The following is a 23,710-nucleotide window of genomic DNA, read 5'->3' as shown; positions in this document are numbered from 1 at the left end:
ACGAACCCCTCACAAGCCCTCGGCCTCCCTGGCCCAAGGACCTGATGAAGGAGTGAGCATGCGCAACCGCACCATGACCGCCGCCACCGCGGCCGTTCTCGCCGCCCTGTGCGCGGCGCCCGCGCTGGCCGCGCCCAGTACCGCACCGCAGACGCAGCCCGCGGCCCACCACAAGGCCCTGCACGCCATCGGCCTGACCGGCGACCAGCGCCTCGTCGAGTTCGACGTGAACAAGCCGAACAAGGGCTGGTCGCTGGGCAAGGTCTCCGGGCTGTCCGGCGACACCAAGCTTGTCGGGATCGACTTCCGCGTCCAGAACGAGAAGCTGTACGGCGTCGGCGACAAGGGCGGCATCTACACCCTGAACACCACCGATGCCAAGGCCAGGAAGGTCTCCCAGCTCACCGTCGCGCTGGCCGGCAGCGCGTTCGGCGTGGACTTCAACCCCGCCGCCAACCGGCTCCGGGTCATCTCCGACACCGGCCAGAACCTGCGCCACAACATCGACGACGCGGCCGCTCCTCTGACCACGACCGTCGACGGCACCCTCACCAACCCGACCGTGCCGCCGTCGACCGCCATGGGCGTCACCGGCGCCGCCTACACGAACAACGACCTCAACGCCGCCACAGCGACGACCCTGTTCGACCTGGACACGATGGCCGATCGGATCGCACTGCAGTCTCCTGCCAACGCCGGCACCCTGGCACCCACCGGCAACCTGGGTGTGGACGCCGCTCTCGACGCCGGATTCGACATCTACTACAACCCGGCCGTCGGCACGAACCACGGTTTCGCCGCCATCGGAAGCGGTGGGTCCTACCGCCTCTACGCGGTCGACGTGCTGACCGGCAAGGCCACCAGCAAGGGCGCCTTCCCGGCCACGTACCAGGTCACCGACCTGGCCCTGCCCATCAACCAGAAGTAGCCCCGCCCCCGCTGTGCCCGCGCCCGCGCCCTTGAGATGGTGCGCGAGCGCGGGCCTGCGGCTTGCCCTCGCGCGAGGTGCTCTCATCACGTGGCCCCGTACCCCTTCCTCACGAAAGGGGTACGGGGCAGAGGCGGTTGCCGCTGCGGGAGGGCTGCGTTACTTCGGCATGAGGACGGTGTCGACGATGTAGACGGTGGCGTTGGCGGTGGGCACGTTGCCGCAGACGACCTGGGAGGAGGCGTTGACGTTGAACTCCTCGCCGGAGCCCTTGGTGGTGAGCATTCCCTTCTGGAGGGTCTCGAAGGAGCCGTTCTCCAGCTGCTTCGGGGCCAGCTTCCGGCCGACCACGTGGTAGGTGAGGATCTTGGTGAGCATGGCCTTGTCGGCCAGGACCTTGTCGAGGTCCGCCTTCGGGATCTTCGCGAAGGCCTCGTTGGTCGGCGCGAACACGGTGATGTTCTGCGCGTTGTTGAGGGTGTCGACGAGGCCGGCCTTCTTGACGGCGGTGACCAGGGTCGACAGGGCCGGGTTGTTGGACGCGGCGGTCGCTACGGGGTCCTTGGCCATGCCGTCGAACGAGCCCGCCCCCTCCTTCGGTACGCCGGAACAGGCGGGGCCGAAGGGCTGGTCGTCGGTCTTCGCGTCCTCGGTGGGCGTCGCGCTGGTCTTCGCCTCGTCGCCCGCCGCGCTGGACGGCGCGGCCTTGGATCCGCTGTCGGAGTCGGAGCACGCTGCCAGCGAGAACGGCAGCAGGGCTGCCGCTGCGACGGCGATGGCAGTGCGACGGATCTTCATGCTGGTCATGAGTGGCTCCTTGGAAGGGGTTTCTGGAGGGTGTTGGTCTGGTGGTGCTGCCCGGTGTGGCCTGCTGCCGGCCGGGTGGTCTAGGTGACGGTCACGAACACGCTGTGCCAGCCGCTCGCTCCGTCGGGGATGGTCCGGGTGCGCTGTTCCGTCTGGTCCTGGCCGGTGCCGTCGGTGGCGCGGACGGTGAGGTTGTGTCCGCCGGGGGTGGCCTTCCAGCGGTAGGACCACTGGCGCCAGGTGTCCGTGCCGGCCTGGGCGGCAAGGTCGGCGTCCTGCCAGGGCCCGTCGTCGATGCGGATCTGCACGCGGGTGATGCCGCGGTGCTGGGCCCAGGCGACGCCGGCGACGGTGACGGTGCCGGCGGCCGGGCGGGCGAAGGGCTTGGGTGCATCGATGCGGGACTGGGTCTTGATCGGTGCCCTACGGGCCCACCGGCGTTTCACCCAGTACGGGTCGTAGGCGTCGAAGGTGGTGAGCTCGATGGACTCGATCCACTTGCAGGCCGACACGTAGCCGTACAGGCCGGGGACGAGCATCCGGACGGGAAAGCCGTGGTCGAAAGGGAGCGGTTCGCCGTTCATGCCGACGGCGAGCATCGCGTCGCGGCCGTCCATGACGTCCTCGACCGGGGAGCCGAGCGTCATGCCGTCCACCGAGCGCGCCACCAACTGGTCCGCGGTGCCACCTTTCGAGGGGGGCCGGACGCCCGCCTCCTTGAGGAGGTCGGCGAGGGGGACGCCCAGCCAGCGGGCGTTGCCGACGTACGGGCCGCCCACCTCGTTCGACACACACGTCAGGGTGATGTCGCGTTCGATCAGCGGGCGCGCCAGGAGCTGGTCGAGGGTGTAGGTGCGCGGCCGGGTGACCTCTTTGCCATGGATCCGCAGCCGCCACGTTCCCGCGTCGACCTTGGGCACGGTCAGTGCGGTGTCGACGCGGTAGAAGCCGGAGTTGGGGGTCGTGAAGGTGGTGATCCCGGGAACCTTGAGCTGAACGCCGGCCGGGAGTGCGGGGGCCGGGGAGGAAGGCGCCGGAAGTACCAGGCCCTCGCGGGAGGCGACGGCGCCCTGTCCTTGCCTGCCGGTGAAGAACCGGCCCAGTGCACCGGCTGAGGCCGCCGCCACGGCGGTCACACCGGCCGCCGTGAGGAAGTTGCGCCGGCTCCACCCTCCGGCGCCCTCCTGGTCGGCGTGGGCAGGCATGGGTACGGCTTTCCACGCCAGGACACAGAGGACGAGGGCTCCCGCGACCGACCCGACGGCGGAGGGAAGTACGTCGCCGGCGCCGGTGGTGTCGGGCCGGCTGAGGGCGGTTGCGGCCCCCACGATCCCGAACAGCAACACGCCGACGGCACCCGCGCGCCGATGAGACAGGGCGAGGATGCCCAAGGCGACGGCGAAGAGGGCGAGAACCGCGAGGATCCCGAGTTGCAGGACGATCTTGTCGTTCGCACCGAAGGCGCGGATCGCGAAGTCCTTGACGGCGGCCGGAGTGCGGTCGATCACCGCACCGCCCACGACGGTCACGGGCCCTGCCGCAGGCCGCACCAGTCCGGCCACCAGCTCGGCCACGGCCAGAGCCGTGAAGGCGGCCAGGAGGCCGGCCATGGCGCCGAGTGCGGCGCGGACGAGTTTGCTGCGGAAGCTGCTCACACCCGCTATTCGGTGGCCCTCACCCTGCGGATTGGTCCGACCTTCGAAGGGGTTGAACTGTTCGCCCGTGTCGCCGTCACGGTGGAGCCACGGAGGCGGCCGGCACCCCCGCCCCGAGGTCGTGGGTGCTGCGGGTGGCTGCCGACAGCCACCCGCAGCAGACCCGGCCGGCCGGATCGATGACACGGTCAACGCGTCCCGCAGGGCCGTCGGGTCACCGGCCCCCGCCACCCCGACTTCTCGGCGGCGGACCGGGGATCTTCCCGCGGCGGACGGTCAGGCGTTGACGCAGGTGTTGCCGAAGGACGGGTTCAGCAGCCCGATGACGCTGACGGTGTTGCCGCAGGCGTTGACCGGGATGTGGATGGGCACCTGGATGAGGTTGCCGGAGCCGACGCCCGGCGAGTACGCGGCCACGCCCTGAGCGCCGGCGTCGGCGGAGGCGACCGCCGCACCCGCCACCACAACCGCGCCGGCCGCCAGTGCCACAGCCAGACCTCGTCGTACACGAACCATGTCTTCACTACCTCCTGTGAGGATGGCCGGCCGCGCGGAGGGCCCGCGCGGCCGACGAGGAGTCTCCCGGTGAGGGGCCCCTCGCATGTCGTCTTCGCGACTGGTCGCCCACCGGTTTGGCACCGTTCCGCCGTTTCCCTCGAAGGGGTCAACCACTGGTGGTACAGGTGACGAAGAGCCCTCCCATCCGCAGCCCCGTCCGCTCCGAAGAACACGCGACACACGAACAGGTTCCCTACACCGGACCGTCTCCGAGGATGGTCCGATCCCGTACGAGCGACGAAACAAGGAGCGGCATGCGATGGACGCCCCGCCCCCCGACGGCCGTCCCAGGCCGCCCCTTCGCCTTCTGCCCACGGCCGGAGCGGCGCAAGTGAACCAACCGATCCCCTTCAGCGTCGGCCGCCCCGCCGGCACCGACCGCAACGACATCACCGACGTCATGCAGCGGGTCGCCCACGGCGACAAGCAGGCGTTCTCCACCCTCTACGACGCCCTCGCACCCCTGGTCTTCGGCATCGTGCTCAAAGTCGTACGCGACCGTGCGCAGTCCGAGGAGGTCGCCCAGGAGGTCATGATCGAATTGTGGCGCCAGGCCGCCCGATACCGCCCCGAGGCCGGCTCCGTCACCGCGTGGGCCGCGACCGTCGCCCACCGCCGGGCCGTGGACCGGGTCCGCTCCGCCCAGGCCACCACCGACCGCGAACACGCGCAGGCCGCCCGCGAGCACACCACCGCCTTCGACGAGGTCGCCGAACAGGTCGAGACCCGCCTGGAGTCCGAGCAGGTACGCCGCTGTCTGCGCGGCCTGACCGACCTCCAGCGCCAGGCCGTGACTCTGGCCTACTACCAGGGGCTGACCTACCGTGAAGTCGGCGAATCCCTGCGCACACCGCTTCCCACCATCAAGACACGCATGCGCGACGGGCTCATCCGGCTCCGCGACTGCATGGGGGTGACCACATGAAACACCACGCCACCGACGCCCACACCCTCGCCGCCGCCTACGCCCTCGGCGCACTCGACGACGCCGAGCGGCGGGACTTCGACGCCCACCTCGGATCGTGCGAGGCCTGTCGGCAGGAAGCGGCCGAGTTCCAGGCCACCACAGCGCGCCTCGCTGCGGCCGTCTCCCGGACACCCCCGGCGGCAGCCAAGGCACAGGTCATGGCCGCCATCGACGGAGTACGCCAGTTGCCCCCGCGCATCCCGGCACCCAGCCAGGCGCCCGTACTCGGTGGCATCCTGCGCCGACGTGCGGTACCTCTGGCGCTGGCCGCCGGCGTGGCCGCGGTCGCACTGGGCAGCATGGCGGTGTGGCAGACGCAGAACGGACAGGACCTCCAACGGGAGGCCCGCCAGGCCCGGCAGCAGCTCGACGCGGTCAGTGCCGTGCTGGCGGCCCCGGACGCGCGCACCGTCCACGGCAAGGCGGCCAACGGAGCGCTGACCACCGTCGTCTCCTCCGACCAGCAGGACATGGCGGTCTTCACCGCCGCCGGCCTGCCCGCACCCGGTGCCGGGAAGACCTACCAGCTGTGGCTCGACCACGGCGGCACCATGCGCCCGGCCGGCCTCATCGACCGCGACGGCACCGTGATCCTCACGGGCAACCCTGCGGACGCGGGCGCGGTCGGCCTCACTCTCGAACCCACCGGAGGATCCCCCCGACCCACCACAGACCCGCTCCTTTTGATGACCCTTCCCGCCTGACCGGGCACCCGCACCGGCCGGGTGCCCCGTGCGCGCCGCGCAGCCCTGCTCGTGCTCGGCCGGCTTGGACCACCTCCATATCGTCGCTCTGCGGCACCCGCGACGAAGGTCCCCATCCGGCGAGCCGCCCGCGGCGAAGTACGGGGGAAGGCAGCAGCCGGACCGCGCGTCGATCGGGAACGGGGTTCCGCTCCGCAACCTGGATGCCTGTCGGCTCCTCCTCCCGAGGGGAACCCCCGATCCCTCCTCCGGGACGAGTCGATGGCGTACTCCTGCGCGTACTGGACCCGGCCCGACGACCCCGCGTACACCCTGGCCGAGGGAGTGACCGACCTCGTGGACGTCCAGCTGCGGCACTGGCGGGACATCGACGGAGGCGGCTACGACGCGGCCTCCGCCGTCGAGATGGGCGAACACGTCGGCGACGCCGAGTACCCCCGCCTTCGCCGCCAAACTGCACGACGCGCTCCGCCCCGAAGGCAGGCTCCTGATCCAGCAGATGTCCCGCGGCACCCACGCACCCGGCGGTGGCGCGTTCATCGAGACGTACATCGCCCCCGACATGCACATGCGCCCCGTCGGCCGCACCGTGGACCTGCTGGAGGCCGCGGGCTTGGAGTCCCGCTCCGTCGAATCGCTCCGCGAGCACTACACGGCCACCATCGACGCCTGGCGTTCCCACCTCGAACGGCGCTGGAGCCATATCGAGGACCAGGTCGGGCGCACCATCGCCCGGGTGTGGCGCCTGTACCTGGCAGGTGCCTCGCTCGCCTTCTCCGAACGCCGCATGGGCGTCGACCAGATCCTCGCCGTACGCCCCACCCGCGAAGGCACGTCAGCGACGCCGCCCACCCCCGCCGACTGGTACGCCCTGTGAGCCCGGCATGACCGGCACCGCCTGGTGTTCCCTTCGGCCGGCCCGGATGCCGGGCTCGGCCGAGGGGCGGCTGTGTCGCCCTCGGTTCACCGCGCGCGACGCGCACGGTGGGAGGGCGTGGTCAGACGGAGATCTGTGCCGAGGCGGACGCCTGTCGCCGTGCGGGCACGGCACAGAGGGCCTTGGGTGACCAGGCGGATGACTTCGGCCGGCTCCGCGTGCGTCGCCAGCCTGAGTCCGACCGTGGCCCGGAGGTCCGCCGTGGTGCCCCGGAGGACGACCCGGGCCGTGTCGACGCCCGGCACCGTGGCAAGGTCGGCGGCGATGGCGCGGGCCAGGCTCCGCCGGCTGACCCGTGTTCCCGCGCCAGGCAGGCCAAGGGTGGACGGTCCGGTGGTACGTAGTTGGGCCAGGCACCACCACAGCGCCGCCGCCGTCACCGCCGCCAGCAGGCCCATGGTGACGGCCGTCGACGGTTCGTGCTGCCTCAGCCATTCCCCGGGGTGACCGGGCGGCGCCCAGGACACGGTGCCGCGCCGGGCAAGACCGGTCAGGGCGGTCCATCCCCCTGCCAGAACGGCCGCACCGCCCACCAGGGCCAAGATGCAGCGGTTCACCTTCGATCGTGCGGCTGTCACGGCGCGGCCTCCTCACCCGTCGGCGGTCTCCACTGCTTGTCAGGAACGGATGTGACGGACAGTCGGCCGGCGCGTCCAAGTCCGATCCCACCCAGTGCGGCGGACGCGCTCCACTCCGCAGCCTGCCTGGCACCGTCCGTCGATCCGTAGGCGACGAAGACGCGCACCCGGAAGCGTCGGCGCCCGGACCGCACCTTGACCCTGCTCACACCGTCGACGCTGATGGCGGCGTCCCGCAGCAGCAGGCCGACGGACGAGCGGTCGATGGCGGCCCAGGTGTCCCTGTCCGGCCGGACCAGCGGCAGCCACCGGCGCATTCCGGGCATGAGGGCAAGTACGACCAGAACCACCCCGAGCACCGCGAACGCCGCTCCCGCCCCGATCCATCGCACGTCGGTGAGGGGCACGCTCCGCAGCACGGAGGACGAGGTGAGCCCGCCGGGCGCGACCCGGACCAGGAGCGCGCCGGCCGCCGTTGCCACGACGAGGGCCGTCGCGGCAGCGGACAGGGGTCGTCCGGACCACGGCCTCCGCCCACGGGCAACCGTGGTTCCGTCGGTGGGCACTTCCTCGTCCGTCACCGCCTCTCCCGAGCCGGTGGGAGGCCCGTGGCCACCGGAGGCATCGCGTGAGCCGAGGGTGTCCGAGACTGTCCCGGGGGACGCCGCGTAAAGGCTCGCGATCGCGATGTCGGCCCGGGAGATGTCCAGGCCCGACAACGCCGTTGCCCGGTGCATCACATGGCGCCGGACCCGTTCGCTCCGGTCCGCGAGGTCGGTGGGGTAGGCGAGTTCGAGCGCGACGCGGACCCGGGCTTCGCGCACTCCCCGTCGGGCGACGGATACCTCTCGCGCCGTCCCGGCACCGCCCAGGGCCTCGGTGGCTGCCTGGCGGACGATGCGGCGGACCGTCCGGTCGGCGACGGTGACGGTTCCCCTCTCGGCACGTGGCGTCGCGGAGGTCTGCCTCGGAATGGTCATCGCCGCTCCCTGGTCCAGCGCGCGACGAGGTCCCTCGGGTCTGTTCTCTCGTCCCACAGGTGACCCACCACGCCGCCGAGCGCGCCCAGCGCCGCGACGAGGAGGAAGGCGGCGAACCCGCCGAACCACGCGGCGAACCCCAACGCCATGCCGACTGCCGTTCCTGCCAGCGATCTGCTCATCACACGCCTCACTCGGGGGCAACCCGCTCGGAAACTCGGCCACGTCCCCGCGCGGGGGATGCTTCTCGTCGACCGTCACCCGACGCGGGCTTCGCCCGCCTGGTGTTCCGGCGCCTCGTCGGGCAGGTGCACGTCGTTCACCACGACGTTGACTTCGACGACTTCCAGCCCGGTGGTCCGTTCCACCGCCTCGATGATGTTCTCCCTCACGTCACGGGCGACATCGGTGATCGGAACCCCGTACTCGACGACCAGGTCGATGTCGATGGCCGTCTGACGCTCTCCCACCTCTACCTTCACGCCCCGGCCGACGTTCGGGCGCCCTCCCGGAACACGGTCGCGGACCGCCCCGATCGTCCGCGCCAGTCCCCCGCCCATGTCGTACACGCCCGGGATCTCCCGGGCCGCCATGCCGGCGACCTTCACCACCACCAGATCCGCGATGGACGTCCTGCCCCGACTGCCCGCGGGCTCGGTGATGCCGCTGCCACCCGCGGTGAGCGTCGTGGAGTTCTCGCGGTTCCTCCTCGTCTCCATAGGTGCCTTGGTGCTCGTTTCGCCGACCACAGTCGTCTGTGCCATGGAAATTCCCCTTCGTACTCGACACAAGTGCAGGCTCACTTCGTTGGACACGGGCAGCGGGAATTCGTCACGGCCTCCTCCCGAAGTCGTCGGCGAGACACCCGGAATGGTGGAGGGGGGCTCCCTCGGCACAGCGATCGCGTGACGTTCGGACTGCCACGGTGTCCAACGCTCGGTGGGTGGAATTCCGCACCCGTCGCGAGGGCGACGGGCACGCGGCGCGGGGGTCGCGGAGCCCCGCATGGAAGGAGCAGCGAGTGCCAGGGCTTGACAGCCGAGCCCCCGGGCTCAGTGGGACCAGGGCGGAGCTGGACGACGCCCTGCTGTCGGCACGGGCCCGTGAGGGCGACGAGGAGGCCTTCGCGGCGCTGGTCCGCCGGCACGCGCCGACCCTGCTGGGGCTCGCGAACCGCATACTGGGTGACCCGGCGGAGGCGGAGGACGCGGTGCAGGACGCCTTCGTGAGTGCCTGGCGTCGGCTCCCGGAGTTCCGCGGCGACGCGGCGTTCCTCACCTGGATGTACAGGATCGTCACCAACCGCTGCTTGAACCGGCTCCGCTCCCGTCGTCCCATGACGGACCTCGACGCCCTCCCCGAGCCCGCGGCTCCCCTGCAGGAGGGGTCGCCCGCCCGCGCGGCCGAGTCCAACGCGGCGCTCGCGGACCTGACCGCGGCCCTGGCCGAGCTCTCGCCCGAGCAGCGAGCATGCTGGGTGCTTCGGGAGTTGCACCTGCTGTCGTACGAGGAGATCGCGGAGGCCGTCGGAATCGGCCCCGCGGCGGTACGCGGAAGGATCTTTCGGGCCCGGCGCTTTTTGACGGAGGCGATGAGCGAATGGCGTTGAACGCGGACCGGCAGCCCGTCGACGGCGCGGACGACGGCCCGCTGCCCTGTGGCCGATCCCTGGAAGCCGTGTGGGAGGGTACCGTCGAGCGCGGGCGGAGCCCGGCGGCGGAGGCCGCGCACCGTGGCAGCTGCCCCCATTGCTCGGCGGCGCTTGCGGATCTGCGCACGCTCGACGCGTTGGTGACGGCGGCCCGCGAACTCGATCCGCCCGGCGGCACCGATGCCCTGACCGCGCGGGTCATGGATGTCGTACGGCTGGAGCTACGACCGGGGCGCACCCTGCCGCTGGGCACGAGGCCAGACGACACGGGCTGGATCTTCGAATCGGCGGCCGCGCGAGAGCTGCGGGCCGCGGCCGACGGCCTGCCGGGCATCCGCGCGGGCAGTTGCCGTGTCCGGCCGCTGGACGTCGGCGCGGCCGAGGTCGGCCAAGGACGTGGCCCGCTGCGGGTGCACGTGGAGGTGGCGGCCTCGTTGGAGGCGCTGCCCACGGCCGCCGAAGCGGTGCGCGGTGCGCTGTTCGCCGTCGCCGAGCGGGTGCTGGGCATGGACGTCAGGGAGATCGATGTGCGCGTCGTCGACGTGCTGCACGAGGACATGGGCACGGACGGCACCGGTACCGGCCATGGTCCGGAAGGGAGCGCGGGATGACGGAGAGGATCGTCCGGTCCGAGCTCGAACGGGCGGCTGCCGCAGCCGCCCGTGCCACCGACGGAGTCGCCTTCCTTCGGCCTGGCCTGACCGGCCTGCTGCGTGCGGCGGCCACGTCGGCCACGGGTTCGCGGTACGCGTCCCCTCCGGAGGGCGTGCGGGCCCTCCGGAACTCGGCGGACGGCTCATGGGACGTGGAACTCAGGCTCACGGTCCGGCGCGGTCACCGGGCAGCGGATGTCACGCGCGCCGTGCGCCTCGCGGTCGAGATGGCGACGCGGCCGGTCGTCCAAGGAGAGGACGGAACCGGCGGCGGCCAGGTGTCGGTGACGGCAATCGTGACCGGCATCGTCTGACCGGGGCCGGAACCGTCCGGAGCGGCCGTCCGGGTGAGATTCGGATCCGTCACATGACGATCCCACGAGGTGATGGTCATACAGGGCATGAGCATCTCTGTCGCCACTCCGCACCCGCCCGCCCGTCGGCCTCGCCACGTCCCCGAGTTGCCCACACCGGCGACGCGCCTCGGGCTCCGCGAGGCCTGGGGTCTGTCCCGTGCACAGGTCGCGGCGGCGTTCGGGGTCACCAGCGCCACGGTGGGCGCCTGGGAGTCGGGCCGCACGTCGCCGCGCGGGGCCCGTCGCCGGGCCTATGCCGCCTTCCTGACCGGCCTCGCCGCCTCCGCCCCCGACGTTCCCCGCCCGGGCCGGGCCCCCGCCGAACCGGCCACCCGGCCCCCGTCCCACAGGGCTGCTGCCCTGCCACAGCACGTGATCCGAGCCCTGCCCACCGGCATGCCGGTGGGGACTCACCGCCCCGACCCGGTGTCGCGGCTCCGCCGCCGCAGGTGGCGCAACGCGGCCGCGGCCTGGGGCTGCTGGTCCCTGGTCCTCCACCTCCTGCTCACCGTCCCCATCACGGGCTGAGGGGCACCCACGGAGCGGAGCTCTTTGGGTCTCGTGCCTCTCGGCCGGCTACCTCACGGCCCGGGCCCGTCGGGGTCTGCAGCGGGCCCTGGGCGCGGCCATCGCCTCCGCGGTCCTGCTCGGCGGGACGGCAGTCGTACTGCACCGCCTGGCACAGGGTGCGAAGCGGGAAACCCGGCGGGTCCGGCAGGCGGCCGGCGAGGTGGCCGCGGTGCCTGGCCCGGCTCACCGCGACAGCCCTTCCGCAGAGCACGACAGGCACCGTCGTCTCCTCCAGGAGCCTCGACCAGGCGGTTCCCGGCCGTCTGACACCCGGACCGCTCAGCCGGCCCTCCCTCCTGGCCCCGGGCCGACGGTCCGGGGCGCCGGGAGGGAGCTCGAGGAGAGCTGCTCGACCCGCGTGCAGTAGGGCAGCCCGTGCAGCGGCTCGTCGGCCAGGAAGCGGGTGACCAGGTCGATGATCTCCGTCGGCCGTTCCAGGAAGAGCATGTGGTCGCTCTCGGCGACTTCCGCGAACCACCCCTTGCCGCACGCCAGAGCCATACGCCGACACTGCGCCGGGGTGGTGAAGGCGTCATGCTCCCCCGTCACCGTCAAGGTCGGGGCCGGCACCCGCACGCTCGTGTCGAGCTCCGCGTGGTGCAGCAGACGCCGCGTATTGGAGCTCACCTGAACGGCCTCGGCCTCGGTGAGGGCGGTCAGGCGACGCAGCAGGAATCGACGGACGCGCGAGCCGTTGGTGATCCCGTCGAGGCGCTCCGGATTCATCAGGATGTCGACCGCGGCATGGGCGTACTCGTCCATCCTTCCGGCGTCCAGAAAGGCCAGCGCACGCTCCATGGCCTCCCGGGAATGCTCGGGGATGGCCGCCATCGTGCCTACCAGGACCATCCTTCCCACACGGTCGGGACGGCGCTGGGCGATGCGGTAGGCGATGGCGCTTCCGTAGGAGCCACCCACCACATTGACCTGCCGCAGACCGCTCTCGTCCAGTATGTGGCAGACGGCGTCCGCCAAGACGTCCACGCTCTGCCCCGAGGGCAGCGGGTCGGCCATGCCCCAGCCGGGCGGGTCGACGGTGAAGACGTCCATGTTCCTCAGGAGCAGCTTCTCGCAGCGCCCCCACGTCTCCTTGTTCTGGAAGGCGCCGCCGATCAGCAGCAGCGGGCGCAGTCGCGGAGAGGTCGCCCGCACCAGACGCGACTCACAGCGCAATCCGTCCCAGCGGTGCCGGCGCACCAGTGGCGGACGCGGTACCGGCAATGACCCGACCGGAGTGTGCGGTGAGGAGAGAGGCATTGCGGGGATTCCCATCAGGTGAGTGAAGAACGCGCGCGGAAGCGGGGATACGCGAAGTAGTCGCTCGGGCGGTCGCACCTCTGCCCGACCTTTCCCATCGGCACCATTTGTCCCGCCCTCGGAGATCAACGAGCCTCGACATCTAAGGGCACGCCGAACGCCGCCAATGGCGACGGCAGTCGCAGGGGCGTGCGGTCGCCGCGTTCCGCGAGCACCCTTCGGTAGCCGCGCATTGGCGGGTCCGCGCGATCGGCATGGTGGCCGATGCGATGATGCGCGGATCTCCCGTGCACGGCTGGGAATCCCCTCGTGGCAGCCACGGTGCAGCCGATCCGCACACCGCGCTGCACGCGGATACCCACGCCGACGCGATCGACCCCATGCGCCCCAGCGGGGCGGGGACTGCCCGCCTTGGCGCCAAACCCTGCAACAGCCCTTCGTGGTGATGGTCGTTCTCGTGGCCTGCTTCGCCCTCCACACGGTCGCAGTGGCCGCTACCGCGGCAGGCGGTGGACGACCCGGCAGACGGTGGCGGGGTGACGGGTCCTAGCTCTCGGCCGTGCCGGATTCCCGGCCGATGGACTCCTGGTAGACGTCCGCGTAGGTGCGCGAGTCCTTGACCAGGTCGTCGCAGAACGCGGCGACGTCGGTGCCGATGAGTTCCAGGACCCCCTTGCCCGAGGCGACGCCCTCCTCGAAGAAGTCGACGATCCCGGGGAGCAGGGGCCCGTCAGGCAGGTCGATCGGCCCGACCTTGAAGAAGTACTTCTGCATCTCCTCGTAGACGATCCGACAGTCCGGCGGAAGCGCCTTGACCCGAGCCTTGTGCGCCCGCCACTGCTTCTTGCCCTCGATGATGTCCTGGATGCCCACGTCAGCCTCCCAGCCGGCTCAGTTTCCTTGCGACGTTCCTGTTCAACTGCTCGCGCCATCGGTCGCGGTAGGTGCGAACCCCCGCTCCGCCGGCCAGTGCCGTGCAGAATCCCCGGATGTCGTCGCCGAGGGCCTCGTGGACGCTCTGGCCGTCCGCCGCCGTCTCCTCGAGCAGCCACAGGGCGGCGTCGAGGATCGGCACCAGGTTGCGGCCGGTGAAGTCCCCGTGAGGGAAGAGGTGGCACTTGATCTGTCCCCACGCCGCCCGGTGGTCGGCCGGCAGGGCCTCGGCCCGGGTTTCGAACGCCTTCCACTCCCTGGTGAGATCACTGCCCGTGACGGTCTCCCAGAAGTTCATCTCCCGCCCTCCTTGAGCCTGTCGATGCGTGATGAGACGTACTGCCATTTCGCCCAGAACCTCGCGAGCTCCTCGCGACCGGCTTCGTTGAGGGCGTAGAACTTGCGCGGCGGACCGACCTCGGACGGTCGCTTCGTCACCCGGACGAGCCCGTTCCTCTCCAGTCGCAGCAGGATCGTGTACACCGTTCCCTCGACGACGTCGGCAAAGCCGAGCTCGTTCAACTGACGGGTGACGGCGTACCCGTACGTCTCCTCGCTGCCGATGATCTCGAGCACGCACCCTTCGAGCGTGCCCTTCAGCATCTCCGTCAGGTCATCCATCGCGAGCCCTCCTCGGACCCCTCGGTACTACGTAGCACCGAGTACCACTACACGGTATCACCGAGTAGTAGAGGTGTCAGGGATCGGCGAACGCAGCCGGGCGTCGCAGTGAGGGAGGTCAGAGCCAGCCGTTGCGGCGGAAGCCGCGGTGGATGACGAAGCAGGCGACGGCCATGATGCCGAGGACCATGGGGTAGCCGTAGGTCCAGCGCAGCTCGGGCATGGTGTCGAAGTTCATGCCGTAGACGCCGCAGACCATGGTCGGGACCGCGACGATCGCGGCCCAGGCGGTGATCTTGCGCATGTCCTCGTTCTGCGCGACGGTCACCTGCGCGAGGTGGGCCTGGAGGATCGAGTCGAGGAGCGTGTCGTACGAGGCGACCTGCTCCGTGACCCGCGCCAGGTGATCGGTCACGTCACGGAAGTACGCGCGTATCTCCGCCGCGACCATCGGCAGCGGTTCGACCGCGAGGCGCTGGAGCGGACGGCCCAACGGCGCCACGGCCCGCTTGAGTTCGAGGAGCTCGCGCTTGAGCTGGTAGATCCGGCCGACGTCACTCCGGTGGCCCTGCTCGGAGAAGACCGCGGTCTCGATCGCGTCCAGATCGTCCTGAACGGCCTCGGCGACGGCGAGGTAGTCGTCGACGACATGGTCCGCGATCGCGTGCAGCACGGCGGAGGGACCCTTGGCCAGCTGCTCCGGCTCCGATTCCAGGGCCTCACGGAGCGGGCCCAGCGAACCGTGCCCTCCATGGCGGATCGTGATGACGAAGTCGCGCCCGGTGAACGCCATCAGCTCGCCCGTGTCCACCACCTCGCTCGATGCGGTGAGCTCCTCGTGCTCCACGTAACACACCGTCTTGAAGACGGCGAACAGCACGTCGTCGTACTGCTCCAGCTTCGGCCGCTGGTGGGCGTGGACGGCGTCCTCCACCGCGAGCGGGTGCAACCCGAACAGCTCGGCGAGCCCCGCGAACTCCTTCTCCTCCGGTTCGTGCAGACCGATCCACACGAACCCGTCACCCGACCTGCGCACGCGCCGCAGGGCCTCCTCGGCCGACCTGACCTCGTCCTGGCGCACCCCGTCGCGGTAGACCACGCAGTTGACCACCGTGCTGCCGAGCGGCGAACGCGCCGGGTGACTGAGGTCCACAGCGCGCCGGTACGTACGACGGACGGCGCTGCGCAGGCGGTGAATCATCGACACGAGGTGCTCCTTCGGCAGATCGCCGGACAGTCTGCCAGCAGCCCGTTCGGGACGACAGGCAGTCCCGCCCGCGTCCGGGGCGCATGCTCCGGGGCGCATGCCTGCCCGCGCCCCGAGGCGGGGATTGCCCCGGCGTGGTCGCCGAACGCCCGGCCCATCGGGACGGTCCTCAGGGGGCCGTCGCATTCACCCTCAGCCCATTGCAACAATGTAGGCAAGTGGCGTTGCGTTAGAGTCCAGACCATTGCAATGAAATGCAGCATCCGACCTGCAATTACGGCAATTTCCGCTGAGTCAAGCTTGCCGGATACTCGAACGCAACGTAGCTTTTCCCGTATCGGAAACAGCGCGGCGAGCAAGCGCCCGCTACGGAAGAAGGAGCAGGACCATGCAGAACTTCGACACCCCCGCCGCGATCGTCACCCTCCTCGCCGTCCCCGCCGGCCGCATCCGGCTCGTCGCCGCCGAGCGCGCCGACACCACCGTCGAGATCCTGCCCGCCGACGCATCCAAGAGCCGCGATGTGAAGACGGCCGAGCAGACCGAAGTCACCTACGCCGACGGCGTCCTTCGCATCGAGGTCCCCAAGCCGAAGAGCGGCAGCGTTTTCGGGAACACCGGCTCCATCGAGGTGACGGTCCAGCTGCCCGCCGGCTCCCGCGTCGAGGCCGAGGCCGCCGCCGCCGAACTCCGTGCCGTGGGACGCCTCGGCGACGTCGCCTTCCAGGGGGCCCACCGCCAGATCAAGATCGACCAGGCAGCAAGCCTGAACGTCACCGCGACCGACGGCGACATCGAGGTCGGCCGCCTCACCGGCTCAGCCGAGATCACCACCGCCCGAGGCGACATCCGCATCGCCGAGGCCACCGGCGGCACGCTCGCCCTGACCACCCAGAAGGGCGACATCACCGTCGGCGCGGCCACCGGCGTCTCCGCCGTCCTCGACGCCGACACCGCATACGGCCGCGTCACCAACTCCCTGAAGAGCGACGGCACTCCCGGTCTGAGCATCCGCGCCACCACCGCCTACGGCGACATCGCCGCCCGCACCCTCTGAACCGCGGCCTGCGAACCGCAGCGCGTGAGCGACGGGCCGGCTGCCCCGTGACGCTTCCGTCGGTGTAGGCGCCGGCCCAGTCGACCCGCTCGTGGCCCATGTCGTCCACGCCTCGATGGCCAGCAGGACGAACGACTCGCCGCCGTTCCGGCGGCTCCACACCGGTGCCGCCCTCACTCCCTGGGGGCTGCTGTTCCGCGAGGAAGGGGGTCGGTCACCTGCGGTGTCGGCTGCGGTGGGTGGGCACGGCGTCGGCGGAGCCAGAGGTAGAGCATCAGGCACGGCAGCAGGAGTCCCCCGATGGTGAGGACGAGAAATGCCGTGAGGCCGGTGATGTGGCTGACCAGCCACTCGAAGTTCTGCCCGAAGAACCCGACGACGAAGGACAGCGGGAGGAACACGCTGGCGAGGATGGTGAGCCGCTCCATCGTGGCGCTCTGCCGAAGGTTGATCTTGTTCTGTTCGACGGAGATGACCGCGATGTTCGCTTCGAGAACGGTGGTCAGGAGGTCACGTTGGGCGGCGACCTCCTCGTTGACCAGCAGCAGGTGATCATGCACGTCACGGATGTACGGCAGGAGCGGGGGTGGCGACTTGCCGGCCTGCAGGCGCCGCCCCAGCACGGCGAGCAGCGGGTGTACCGCGCGGTAGAAGTCGGTCGCCTCACGGCGCAGGAAGTAGATCCGTTCGGTCGGGGCGACCGTCCCGGAGAACACGGTGGCCTCGATCTGCTCGATGTCGCGTTCGAGCTCCTCGACGACCGGCGCGTAGCTGTCCACCACCTGGTCGAAGATGGCCCACAGCGTGGACGCACTGCCGGCCTTCAGGAGCTCGGGGCGGTTCTCGAGTCGGCTGCGCGCTTCGTGCAGCTCGCTCGCGATGCCCTGACGAACGGTGATCACGAAGTGCTCGGCGAGGAAGATGCTGATCTCGCCGGTGTCGACCTCCTCCCGCTCGTCGTCGTAGCGCGCCGTGCGGAGGATGATCAGCTCGGTGCCGTCCTCGTACTGCTCGGCCTTCGGCCGCAGGTGGAACGTACGGGCGTCCTCGACCGCGAGCTCGTGCAGTCCGAAGACCTCCCGGACCCGGCTCAGCTCTTCGGGGCCCGGTTCGAACATGCCCAGCCAGACGAATCCGCCCAGCTTGCAGTGCGCGGCCGCCTGCTCCAGTGGCATCGCACCCTCGTGCTGCCGACGCCCGTCCCGGTAATGAGCACAGTCGACGATCATGGCCGCCTCCTCACGGCCGGCCGACGTGCGCCGTTTCCTGGCCACCAGTGGCGTGGCGCGCCGTGCCGGCCTCACAGCAATAGATGTTCCTCCGAGTCCTCGGGAATGTCCTGCCTGGGCCCAACCCAGTCCTACCGGCGCGCAGCAGCAACTGCTCGACGCCGGCGTCGTCACCGTTTGCCCGCCAACCGCTCCGCTTGAGCCGTCGGAACTCCTGGTTCCAGGAGGCTGCTGCCGCCGCAGCGTGGGGGCCGAGCGCGCTGTAGCAGGCGGAGTCCGATCCACTACCTCGAGTAGTCGACTCGGGCGCACAGCCTTCGCCTCCGGACCAGTGCCTTCCGAGACCAGTTCGGCGTTGTCCGCCTGCCGATCACCTGGTGGCCGCGGTCTCCTCCTCGTCTTCCGTCCGTCCGTCGTGCGACAGACATGCGAGGGCCTTGTCTCTCCGCGAGCGAACGAGTGACCGGGCACACGTCTTCCCGTCGGTCTGTCAGGCAGCATTGCCCTGAGGGGAGTTCAGCCAGCGTCGTATCACCTGAAGACACACCAGCCCACCGACCACGAGACGGCGCTGCTCGCTCCCCGCCTGTCGGTCGAATGTCACGCGGTAGCCCTGCAGGCCGTCCAGCGAGCGGACCGTCGAGACCGCAACCTCGGCGATCACTCCGTCGCGATCGTCCTCCACTCGCCAAACCCGGCCCAGCAGCGCGTTGCGGGTGATCCGCAGCATGCCCTGCCCGGTCGTCCGTACGACGAGCAGCCGGGTGTGGTTGAGACGGCCGGGAGAACGGACCTCGGCCATCAGGTCCCCCTCGGGGTCGGTCACCAGGAAAACTGGTCTGGCGAATCCGCCCCGTCCGGAGACCAGGTCGACTCCCAGGACTGGGCGCTCGTCGAGGTCGTGGAGTACGTACGCGAAGGTGCCGCGTTCCTGCAGGTGCGCCAGGACGGTGCCGTCCTCCGCCACCATGTGCATCTTCGGACCCGTGTACCGGCGCAGGACCGAACGCCTCGGCTCCACGAGGATCACCGTGTCGAGGCCGAACAGCCGGTGGGACGGGCTCGTGCCGTGGCCCCCGCTCATGCCGTAACCTCCCACCCCCGCCGCTCGCGTGGCCCGATTATGGCCTCGCCGAGGAGTGAGGAACAGCGCTGCGCACGGAGAGAAGAGAGCGTCCACCTGCCTTCGGAAGAGGGCAGGGGCTGCGTTCGCGCCAGGTGTGCGGCGGGCGGTGCACCGCGGCACGCCAGGCCGTCGTCAATCCCGCCCGCAGGGCGATCCGCCGGTCCCTCAGAACGGCGACGATCTGCCGTTCGGTCTCCTTGAGCAGTACCCCTGCCTCGACCACCGGGGCCCGAGCTGCGACCGTCGCCGGGGGCCTGGGCTTCGGCGGGCCGGTCCATCGTGTCCGTCCGTCCGCGCGGCGCGCCGGGGCCGCGAGGGGCTGCGGGGGCGGCGGGGGCTTCGGGCGCAGAGGGGGTGCGGATACGCGTGGCCGATGTCCTCCCCAGTCTCGGCGAGGGCGTGCCCCCAGGCCTGAAGAAAGGCCCACGACCCCGCACCCGCGCCGGGGGCCGCCGGGCGTCGGCGCTCGCCGCGGGCCCGGCGACGGCCCGGGCCTCGAACAGGGCGCACGTACACCAGCGCCTCACGTTGTCCGGGACCGCCGAACCAACGGGGTGGCTCCGTCACCGATCCGGCGGACACGGCGACGGACCGTCCGGCCGGGGGGCGAGGCCCGTGCCGCAGCCCTGCCGCCCTCGCGGCTCCCGGAGTCCGCGACCCTGGGCACGGCCGGGTCGGCACGGGGCGGGAGAACAGCGTGGACAACCCTCAGGCTCGTCGCGGTCGCGGTTCTCCTGCTCGTGGTGGCGGGCCGCGACCCGGTCCAGCGGAACGCGCACGTCGACGTGAGCGGCCTGCCGAAGCCGCGGGATTCTCGGCTGTCCTTTCCGAGTGGCCGCCCGCTCGGTCGACACGCCATCCCACAGCAGCGGGAACTGCGGCCTCCGCACGGTGGCGTAGCGCGTTTCCGGTGCGGGGCGCCGCCGCGCGCCTGCCGATGGTGGACCGAGGAGGAAACCCCGGGCCCCGGCTGCGGCTCTGCCCACCCGGTGGAGCGGTCGGAGGGCGCGCTCGCCGGACACGGCTCGCAAGAGCGCCGAGCGCCCCGCCCCACAACCGAGCGACCGGAAAAGCATGTCCACTATATGGAAGGGTGCCTGAGACAACTCCATCCGGTGCTAGCGTGCACCTCATGCAGCACACCGCCACCCTCGCCATGATGCGAATGATGCCCCCGCCCCCGGAGGCGCTTCGCTAGCGAAGCCGTGTGCGCGCAGGACGCGACGGACCCTCCGGATACGGAGGGTCCGTTTTTTGTCGTCCCGGCCCGCCACCGAGCCTGTCGGCCCCTGCACCTCGAACCCCACCCACCTCGTGTCCTCCCTCCACAGAAGGGCGAAGTACCGCCATGCCCCTTCCCCCGGTCGTCTCCCTCACCGACTGCGCCGACCCCAACGCGCTCGCCCGCCAGTCCACGCGGATCGCCACCCTGTTCGGCTCCACGCCGACCGTCCTGCCGCTCGGCGGACCGGATCCGGAGGGCGCCGCCGCCCTCACCCTGCTCGACCTGCTCCGCTCCACGGACCTGATCGGCGGCCCGAGCCGACCGGTCGTGGTCCTGGTCAACATCGCACCGAGGGACGGGCATTGGCCCAACGGCGTGCCCTTCTGCTCCTTCCGCCACGGGAACCACCTGGTCGTCAGCACGCTGAACCGGCGGGTCCTCGCCCCGCTGGCGACCTACCTGGGCCTGACGGAGGTCCAGGTCACCGATGTCCGCGAGGTGCTGGAAGCCGCCGCCGCCGACTGGGCCGAGCTGGCGCCGGCCGAGATCGAGGAGATGGTGCGGACCCAGTTCCGGAGCCTCTGGTACGCGCCCCTGCTGGCCCGCTGGCTGGTGGACGGCCACCCCGTTCCCGCGCAGCCGACAGCGGTGCGCCCGTCCGTCGCCGACGACGTGCGGATCGCCGTCGTCGACAACTTCGGCAACTGCAAGCTGGACCGCCCGGCCGCCGAACTGCCCGGCTACGACACCGCCGAGAGCCTTCTCGTCCGCAACCGGGTCGACGGCCGCGACATCCGGGTGCGCTGTTACGACCGACTCCCCGACGTCCCGCTCGGCGAGCCCGGAATCACCGTCGGGAGTTCCGGGGTCGGATTCGCCGAACTCGTGGTCCGCGGCGGCTCCGCGGCGGAGGTTTTCGGACTGCGCCAAGGCGACCGGGTATTCCATCTCACCAGCTGACATGTTATCAACGCGTTACCCCGGCAACGGTCTTCCCGATTGACGCCGGTCTCCGCGAGCCGGAATGCTGAAAAGCATGTCCGGAACTCTCCTGCTGGTACGCCGTCGCCACGTGGACAACGTGCGCTGTGCAGCCGATCTCTGTCGCTGAACGCACAGCACCGGCCCACTCTCCCGTACCTTTACCGGACTTCTCCCGAAGGACCTCCGATGTCCCGTACCCGTATTTCCCTGGCGGCCTCCGCCGCCGCCCTCGTCGCGCTGGCGGCGGCCGGCTGCGCACCGCAGCCGCAGAACAAGCCCGAAGCGGCCGGCTCCAAGGACGCCGCCCGGTGCACGACCGACAGCCCGAGCCTTCACAAGCGCGGCCAACTCACCGTCGCGACGGACTCCCCGGCCTATGAACCGTGGTTCGACAGCAACACTCCGTCGAACGGAAAGGGCTTCGAAAGTGCCATGGCCTATGCGGTGGCCGAAAAGCTGGGATTCGAACGCGACCGGGTGAAATGGGTCATCGAGCCTTTCGCCCATTCGTACGCGCCCGGCCCCAAGGCTTTCGACTTCGACATCAACCAGATCTCCATCACGCCGCAGCGCGCGAAAGCCGTCGATTTCTCCACCAGTTACTACACGGCCAACCAGGCCATCCTGACCCTCGACGGATCCGCGTTCGCGAAGGCCACGTCCCTGGGCGCCTTCAAGGACGCCAGGATCGGCGTACAGGTCGCGACGACCAGCTACCAGGCCGTGCTCGACCAGATCAAGCCCTCGAAGCAGCCGAGCGTCTTCAGCACCACCAAGGACGAGGTGACCGCGCTGCGGAACGGTCAGATCGACGCGATCGTCACCGACCTCCCCACCGTCTTCTACCTGGCCGGGGCGGAGCTGGAGAACGGAGAGATCGTCGGCCAGTTCGGCTACGCGGGCGGCACGCCCGAGAAGTTCGGCCTGCTGCTGCCGAAGAACAGCGGATACACCTCCTGCGTCAACCAGGCCCTCGACGAGCTCAGGGCCGACGGCACACTCGCCAAGCTCACCACGCAGTGGCTCTCCGCCTCGGCGAACGTCCCCGAGCTGAAGCGATAGCGGGCCGGCCGTGGACATCAGCAAGACGGTCGTGCCGGACCGGTCGGCCACCGCTCCGGACGCACTCGACACCGGCTACCGGCCCAGCGACCACGAGCAGGAGCGACAGCGGTACCGCCGCTCCCGCAAGCGCCGCCACACCTGGGGCTCCACCCTCTGCACCCTGCTCGGCCTCGTGGTGGTGGGCGCGGCCGCCGTGGCCTCACCGGGCTGGGAGCGGGTCGACAGTCTGTTCCTCGACGGCGCCGAGCTCCGCTCCGCCTTCCCCGACCTCCTCCGGGGCTTCTGGCTCAACATCCAGATGTTCCTCGTCGCCGAGGTGCTGATCCTCGTCCTGGGACTGCTGATCGCCCTGGTGCGGGTGACCCGCGCACCGGGTCTGCAGCCGCTGCGGCTCGCCGCCACGGTCTACGTGGATGTCTTCCGCGGCGTACCGACCCTGCTGCTGGTCTTCCTCGTCGGCTTCGGACTACCGGCGCTGCAACTGCAGGGCACCCCCTCCGAGCCTTGGCTCCTCGGCGTGATCGCCCTCACCCTCTCCTACACCGCGTACGTCGCCGAGGTGTTCCGGGCGGGACTGAACTCGGTCCACCCGGCCCAGCGGAACGCCGCCCGGGCGCTGGGCCTGAACGAGCGGCAGACCCTGCGGCACGTCGTCCTGCCCCAGGCCGTGCGCAATGTGCTGCCGCCCCTGCTCAACGACTTCATCGCCCTGCAGAAGGACACGGCACTGGTCGCCGTCCTCGGCCCGCTCGAGGCGCTGCGGGCCGCGCAGATCAAGGCGGACTACGACTTCAACTACACCCCGTACCTGGGAGCGGCCCTCTTGTTCATCGCGGTGACCATCCCGCTGACCCGCTTCGCCGACCGGCTCCAGCGGCGGGCGGCCCAGCGCACCTGGGCGGGGGCGGGCCGATGAGCGGGTCGCTGCTGCGCATCCGCGGCCTCCGCAAGCAGTACGGGGAGCGGCTGGTGCTGCGCTCGATCGACCTGGACGTCGCCGAGCACCAGGTCGTCTGTCTGATCGGCGGCTCGGGTTCGGGCAAGTCGACCCTGCTGCGCTGTGTGGACCTGCTGGAGGTCGTCGACGACGGGACCGTCCACCTGAGCGAGACCGAGCTCACCGATCCCCGTCTCGACCCCGACGTCGCCCGACGTCGGATCGGCATCGTCTTCCAGGCGTACAACCTCTTCCCGCATCTGAGCGTGCTCGACAACATCACGCTCGCGCCCCGCCAGGTCCACGGCGTCCCGCGCCGGAAGGCCGAGGCCTCGGCACGCGAGCTGCTCGAACGCCTCGGGCTCGCGGACAAGGCGCACGAACATCCCGACCGGCTCTCCGGCGGACAGCAGCAGCGGGCGGCGATCGCCCGCGCCCTGGCCACCGAGCCGGAGCTGCTGCTCTTCGACGAGATCACCTCGGCCCTCGATCCCGAACTGGTCGGCGAGGTCCTGGACGTCGTCGCCGACCTGAAGCGGCGCGGCCTGACCATCCTGATGGCCACCCACGAGATGGACTTCGCCCGGCGGGTCGCGGACCGGGTCTGCTTCCTGGAGGGCGGCGTGATCGTGGAGCAGGGCACCGCGGAGCAGGTGCTCACCGCTCCGCGGGAGCAGGCCACGCGGCGCTTCCTCGCCCGCGCACTCGACCGTACCTAGTGCCGT

Annotated in this window: 26 protein-coding genes and 1 pseudogene; 13 read left to right on the top strand and 14 right to left on the bottom strand. The window is 70.7% G+C overall.

Annotation, left to right across the window (positions count from 1 at the left end):
• Positions 1-58 precede the first annotated feature (58 nt).
• Complete coding sequence (locus tag IE311_RS04865; RefSeq protein WP_189830267.1) at positions 59-928, top strand: DUF4394 domain-containing protein; 870 nt, start codon at positions 59-61, stop codon at positions 926-928.
• A 159-nt stretch (positions 929-1,087) separates the two neighbouring features.
• Here IE311_RS04865 and IE311_RS04860 read toward each other — a convergent pair whose 3' ends face one another.
• From IE311_RS04860 to IE311_RS04850, 3 genes are all read right to left on the bottom strand, one after another.
• A complete protein-coding gene (locus IE311_RS04860; protein ID WP_189830266.1) occupies positions 1,088-1,735 on the bottom strand; it encodes a fasciclin domain-containing protein in 648 nt (215 codons plus the stop codon).
• A gap of 80 nt (positions 1,736-1,815) precedes the next feature.
• Positions 1,816-3,345, bottom strand: coding sequence for a molybdopterin-dependent oxidoreductase (locus tag IE311_RS04855; RefSeq protein ID WP_189830347.1), 1,530 nt, complete (start codon positions 3,343-3,345; stop codon positions 1,816-1,818).
• Positions 3,346-3,666: 321 nt separating this feature from the next.
• Positions 3,667-3,906 carry a chaplin gene (locus IE311_RS04850; RefSeq protein ID WP_189830265.1) on the bottom strand — a complete coding sequence of 80 codons (240 nt, stop codon included), beginning with the start codon at positions 3,904-3,906 and terminating at the stop codon, positions 3,667-3,669.
• A 373-nt stretch (positions 3,907-4,279) separates the two neighbouring features.
• Here IE311_RS04850 and sigK point away from each other — a divergent pair, with 373 nt between their 5' ends.
• The 3 genes and pseudogenes from sigK to IE311_RS04835 form a co-directional block, all read left to right on the top strand.
• Positions 4,280-4,873, top strand: a complete 594-nt coding sequence (sigK, locus tag IE311_RS04845; RefSeq protein WP_229901730.1) for an ECF RNA polymerase sigma factor SigK — start codon at positions 4,280-4,282, stop codon at positions 4,871-4,873.
• Positions 4,870-5,619 carry an anti-sigma factor gene (locus IE311_RS04840; RefSeq protein WP_189830263.1) on the top strand — a complete coding sequence of 250 codons (750 nt, stop codon included), beginning with the start codon at positions 4,870-4,872 and terminating at the stop codon, positions 5,617-5,619. The genes sigK and IE311_RS04840 overlap by 4 nt, the downstream gene beginning before the upstream one ends.
• A gap of 318 nt (positions 5,620-5,937) precedes the next feature.
• Positions 5,938-6,496: pseudogene (locus IE311_RS04835) on the top strand (class I SAM-dependent methyltransferase); the annotation flags it as partial.
• Between the two features lie 86 nt (positions 6,497-6,582).
• On the opposite strand, the gene IE311_RS04830 reads toward IE311_RS04835, so the two are convergent.
• The 4 genes from IE311_RS04830 to IE311_RS04815 form a co-directional block, all read right to left on the bottom strand.
• The gene (locus IE311_RS04830; RefSeq protein ID WP_189830262.1) at positions 6,583-7,134 is read right to left on the bottom strand and encodes a hypothetical protein; all 552 of its coding nucleotides are present in this window, start codon (positions 7,132-7,134) and stop codon (positions 6,583-6,585) included.
• A complete protein-coding gene (locus tag IE311_RS04825; protein WP_189830261.1) occupies positions 7,131-8,114 on the bottom strand; it encodes a DUF6286 domain-containing Asp23/Gls24 family envelope stress response protein in 984 nt (327 codons plus the stop codon). Before IE311_RS04825 ends, IE311_RS04830 begins: the two co-directional genes overlap by 4 nt.
• On the bottom strand, positions 8,111-8,296 hold the full coding sequence (locus tag IE311_RS04820; RefSeq protein WP_189830260.1) for a hypothetical protein: 186 nt from the start codon (positions 8,294-8,296) through the stop codon (positions 8,111-8,113). The genes IE311_RS04825 and IE311_RS04820 overlap by 4 nt, the downstream gene beginning before the upstream one ends.
• A 75-nt stretch (positions 8,297-8,371) precedes the next feature.
• The gene (locus IE311_RS04815; protein ID WP_229901742.1) at positions 8,372-8,833 is read right to left on the bottom strand and encodes an Asp23/Gls24 family envelope stress response protein; all 462 of its coding nucleotides are present in this window, start codon (positions 8,831-8,833) and stop codon (positions 8,372-8,374) included.
• Between the two features lie 302 nt (positions 8,834-9,135).
• On the opposite strand from IE311_RS04815, the gene IE311_RS04810 reads away from it, so the two are divergent.
• From IE311_RS04810 to IE311_RS04795, 4 genes are all read left to right on the top strand, one after another.
• Positions 9,136-9,723 carry an RNA polymerase sigma factor gene (locus IE311_RS04810; protein WP_229901729.1) on the top strand — a complete coding sequence of 196 codons (588 nt, stop codon included), beginning with the start codon at positions 9,136-9,138 and terminating at the stop codon, positions 9,721-9,723.
• Positions 9,714-10,376, top strand: coding sequence for a hypothetical protein (locus IE311_RS04805; RefSeq protein WP_189830258.1), 663 nt, complete (start codon positions 9,714-9,716; stop codon positions 10,374-10,376). Before IE311_RS04810 ends, IE311_RS04805 begins: the two co-directional genes overlap by 10 nt.
• A complete protein-coding gene (locus tag IE311_RS04800; protein WP_189830257.1) occupies positions 10,373-10,732 on the top strand; it encodes an Asp23/Gls24 family envelope stress response protein in 360 nt (119 codons plus the stop codon). The genes IE311_RS04805 and IE311_RS04800 overlap by 4 nt, the downstream gene beginning before the upstream one ends.
• 87 nt (positions 10,733-10,819) lie before the next feature.
• Positions 10,820-11,302: a helix-turn-helix domain-containing protein gene (locus IE311_RS04795; RefSeq protein ID WP_189830256.1), complete on the top strand. Its 483-nt coding sequence runs from the start codon at positions 10,820-10,822 to the stop codon at positions 11,300-11,302.
• 321 nt (positions 11,303-11,623) lie between these two features.
• On the opposite strand, the gene IE311_RS04790 is transcribed toward IE311_RS04795, so the two are convergent.
• The 5 genes from IE311_RS04790 to corA all read right to left on the bottom strand — a co-directional run bounded on the left by IE311_RS04790 (position 11,624) and on the right by corA (position 15,356).
• Positions 11,624-12,496 (bottom strand): alpha/beta fold hydrolase, encoded by an 873-nt coding sequence (locus IE311_RS04790; protein WP_189830255.1) that lies wholly within the window; start codon positions 12,494-12,496, stop codon positions 11,624-11,626.
• Positions 12,497-13,147: 651 nt separating this feature from the next.
• Complete coding sequence (locus IE311_RS04785) at positions 13,148-13,474, bottom strand: DUF1048 domain-containing protein (protein ID WP_189830254.1); 327 nt, start codon at positions 13,472-13,474, stop codon at positions 13,148-13,150.
• Position 13,475: 1 nt separating this feature from the next.
• Positions 13,476-13,832, bottom strand: coding sequence for a DUF1048 domain-containing protein (locus IE311_RS04780; RefSeq protein ID WP_189830253.1), 357 nt, complete (start codon positions 13,830-13,832; stop codon positions 13,476-13,478).
• Positions 13,829-14,155 carry a PadR family transcriptional regulator gene (locus IE311_RS04775; protein WP_189830252.1) on the bottom strand — a complete coding sequence of 109 codons (327 nt, stop codon included), beginning with the start codon at positions 14,153-14,155 and terminating at the stop codon, positions 13,829-13,831. The genes IE311_RS04780 and IE311_RS04775 overlap by 4 nt, the downstream gene beginning before the upstream one ends.
• Positions 14,156-14,273: 118 nt before the next feature.
• On the bottom strand, positions 14,274-15,356 hold the full coding sequence (gene corA / locus IE311_RS04770; protein WP_189830345.1) for a magnesium/cobalt transporter CorA: 1,083 nt from the start codon (positions 15,354-15,356) through the stop codon (positions 14,274-14,276).
• Positions 15,357-15,750: 394 nt separating this feature from the next.
• On the opposite strand from corA, the gene IE311_RS04765 reads away from it, so the two are divergent.
• Positions 15,751-16,419, top strand: coding sequence for a DUF4097 family beta strand repeat-containing protein (locus tag IE311_RS04765; RefSeq protein ID WP_189830251.1), 669 nt, complete (start codon positions 15,751-15,753; stop codon positions 16,417-16,419).
• Between the two features lie 173 nt (positions 16,420-16,592).
• On the opposite strand, the gene IE311_RS04760 is transcribed toward IE311_RS04765, so the two are convergent.
• Together IE311_RS04760 and IE311_RS04755 are read right to left on the bottom strand one after the other, a co-directional pair.
• Positions 16,593-17,648 carry a magnesium and cobalt transport protein CorA gene (locus IE311_RS04760; RefSeq protein ID WP_189830250.1) on the bottom strand — a complete coding sequence of 352 codons (1,056 nt, stop codon included), beginning with the start codon at positions 17,646-17,648 and terminating at the stop codon, positions 16,593-16,595.
• Between the two features lie 490 nt (positions 17,649-18,138).
• Positions 18,139-18,732: a hypothetical protein gene (locus IE311_RS04755; protein ID WP_189830249.1), complete on the bottom strand. Its 594-nt coding sequence runs from the start codon at positions 18,730-18,732 to the stop codon at positions 18,139-18,141.
• A 1,390-nt stretch (positions 18,733-20,122) separates the two neighbouring features.
• Between IE311_RS04755 and IE311_RS04750 the strand changes: the two genes are divergently transcribed.
• From IE311_RS04750 to IE311_RS04735, 4 genes are all read left to right on the top strand, one after another.
• Positions 20,123-20,959 carry an SAM hydroxide adenosyltransferase gene (locus IE311_RS04750; RefSeq protein ID WP_189830248.1) on the top strand — a complete coding sequence of 279 codons (837 nt, stop codon included), beginning with the start codon at positions 20,123-20,125 and terminating at the stop codon, positions 20,957-20,959.
• A gap of 210 nt (positions 20,960-21,169) precedes the next feature.
• Entirely contained in the window at positions 21,170-22,045 is an 876-nt protein-coding gene (locus tag IE311_RS04745; RefSeq protein ID WP_189830247.1) for an ABC transporter substrate-binding protein, read from the top strand.
• A gap of 16 nt (positions 22,046-22,061) precedes the next feature.
• Complete coding sequence (locus tag IE311_RS04740; RefSeq protein WP_373313750.1) at positions 22,062-22,964, top strand: amino acid ABC transporter permease; 903 nt, start codon at positions 22,062-22,064, stop codon at positions 22,962-22,964.
• Positions 22,961-23,704, top strand: coding sequence for an amino acid ABC transporter ATP-binding protein (locus tag IE311_RS04735; protein ID WP_189830246.1), 744 nt, complete (start codon positions 22,961-22,963; stop codon positions 23,702-23,704). The genes IE311_RS04740 and IE311_RS04735 overlap by 4 nt, the downstream gene beginning before the upstream one ends.
• Positions 23,705-23,710 lie beyond the last annotated feature (6 nt).

Origin of the sequence: Streptomyces zaomyceticus (genome assembly GCF_014656215.1) — a bacterium.
In the GTDB taxonomy this organism is placed as follows: Bacteria; Actinomycetota; Actinomycetes; order Streptomycetales; family Streptomycetaceae; genus Streptomyces; species Streptomyces zaomyceticus.
The sequence above is the reverse complement of the archived record's forward strand: the minus strand, read 5'-3'. Positions and strand labels throughout refer to the sequence as shown.

Coding starts and splice junctions, on each gene's coding strand:
- IE311_RS04865 (WP_189830267.1), top strand. CDS start 59: ATGCGCAACCGCACCATGACCGCCGCCACCGCGGCCGTTCTCGCCGCC.
- IE311_RS04860 (WP_189830266.1), bottom strand. CDS start 1,735: ATGACCAGCATGAAGATCCGTCGCACTGCCATCGCCGTCGCAGCGGCA.
- IE311_RS04855 (WP_189830347.1), bottom strand. CDS start 3,345: ATGGCCGGCCTCCTGGCCGCCTTCACGGCTCTGGCCGTGGCCGAGCTG.
- IE311_RS04850 (WP_189830265.1), bottom strand. CDS start 3,906: ATGGTTCGTGTACGACGAGGTCTGGCTGTGGCACTGGCGGCCGGCGCG.
- IE311_RS04840 (WP_189830263.1), top strand. CDS start 4,870: ATGAAACACCACGCCACCGACGCCCACACCCTCGCCGCCGCCTACGCC.
- IE311_RS04825 (WP_189830261.1), bottom strand. CDS start 8,114: ATGACCATTCCGAGGCAGACCTCCGCGACGCCACGTGCCGAGAGGGGA.
- IE311_RS04820 (WP_189830260.1), bottom strand. CDS start 8,296: ATGAGCAGATCGCTGGCAGGAACGGCAGTCGGCATGGCGTTGGGGTTC.
- IE311_RS04815 (WP_229901742.1), bottom strand. CDS start 8,833: ATGGAGACGAGGAGGAACCGCGAGAACTCCACGACGCTCACCGCGGGT.
- IE311_RS04805 (WP_189830258.1), top strand. CDS start 9,714: ATGGCGTTGAACGCGGACCGGCAGCCCGTCGACGGCGCGGACGACGGC.
- IE311_RS04800 (WP_189830257.1), top strand. CDS start 10,373: ATGACGGAGAGGATCGTCCGGTCCGAGCTCGAACGGGCGGCTGCCGCA.
- IE311_RS04795 (WP_189830256.1), top strand. CDS start 10,820: ATGAGCATCTCTGTCGCCACTCCGCACCCGCCCGCCCGTCGGCCTCGC.
- IE311_RS04780 (WP_189830253.1), bottom strand. CDS start 13,832: ATGAACTTCTGGGAGACCGTCACGGGCAGTGATCTCACCAGGGAGTGG.
- IE311_RS04775 (WP_189830252.1), bottom strand. CDS start 14,155: ATGGATGACCTGACGGAGATGCTGAAGGGCACGCTCGAAGGGTGCGTG.
- corA (WP_189830345.1), bottom strand. CDS start 15,356: ATGATTCACCGCCTGCGCAGCGCCGTCCGTCGTACGTACCGGCGCGCT.
- IE311_RS04765 (WP_189830251.1), top strand. CDS start 15,751: ATGCAGAACTTCGACACCCCCGCCGCGATCGTCACCCTCCTCGCCGTC.
- IE311_RS04760 (WP_189830250.1), bottom strand. CDS start 17,648: ATGATCGTCGACTGTGCTCATTACCGGGACGGGCGTCGGCAGCACGAG.
- IE311_RS04755 (WP_189830249.1), bottom strand. CDS start 18,732: ATGAGCGGGGGCCACGGCACGAGCCCGTCCCACCGGCTGTTCGGCCTC.
- IE311_RS04750 (WP_189830248.1), top strand. CDS start 20,123: ATGCCCCTTCCCCCGGTCGTCTCCCTCACCGACTGCGCCGACCCCAAC.
- IE311_RS04745 (WP_189830247.1), top strand. CDS start 21,170: ATGTCCCGTACCCGTATTTCCCTGGCGGCCTCCGCCGCCGCCCTCGTC.
- IE311_RS04735 (WP_189830246.1), top strand. CDS start 22,961: ATGAGCGGGTCGCTGCTGCGCATCCGCGGCCTCCGCAAGCAGTACGGG.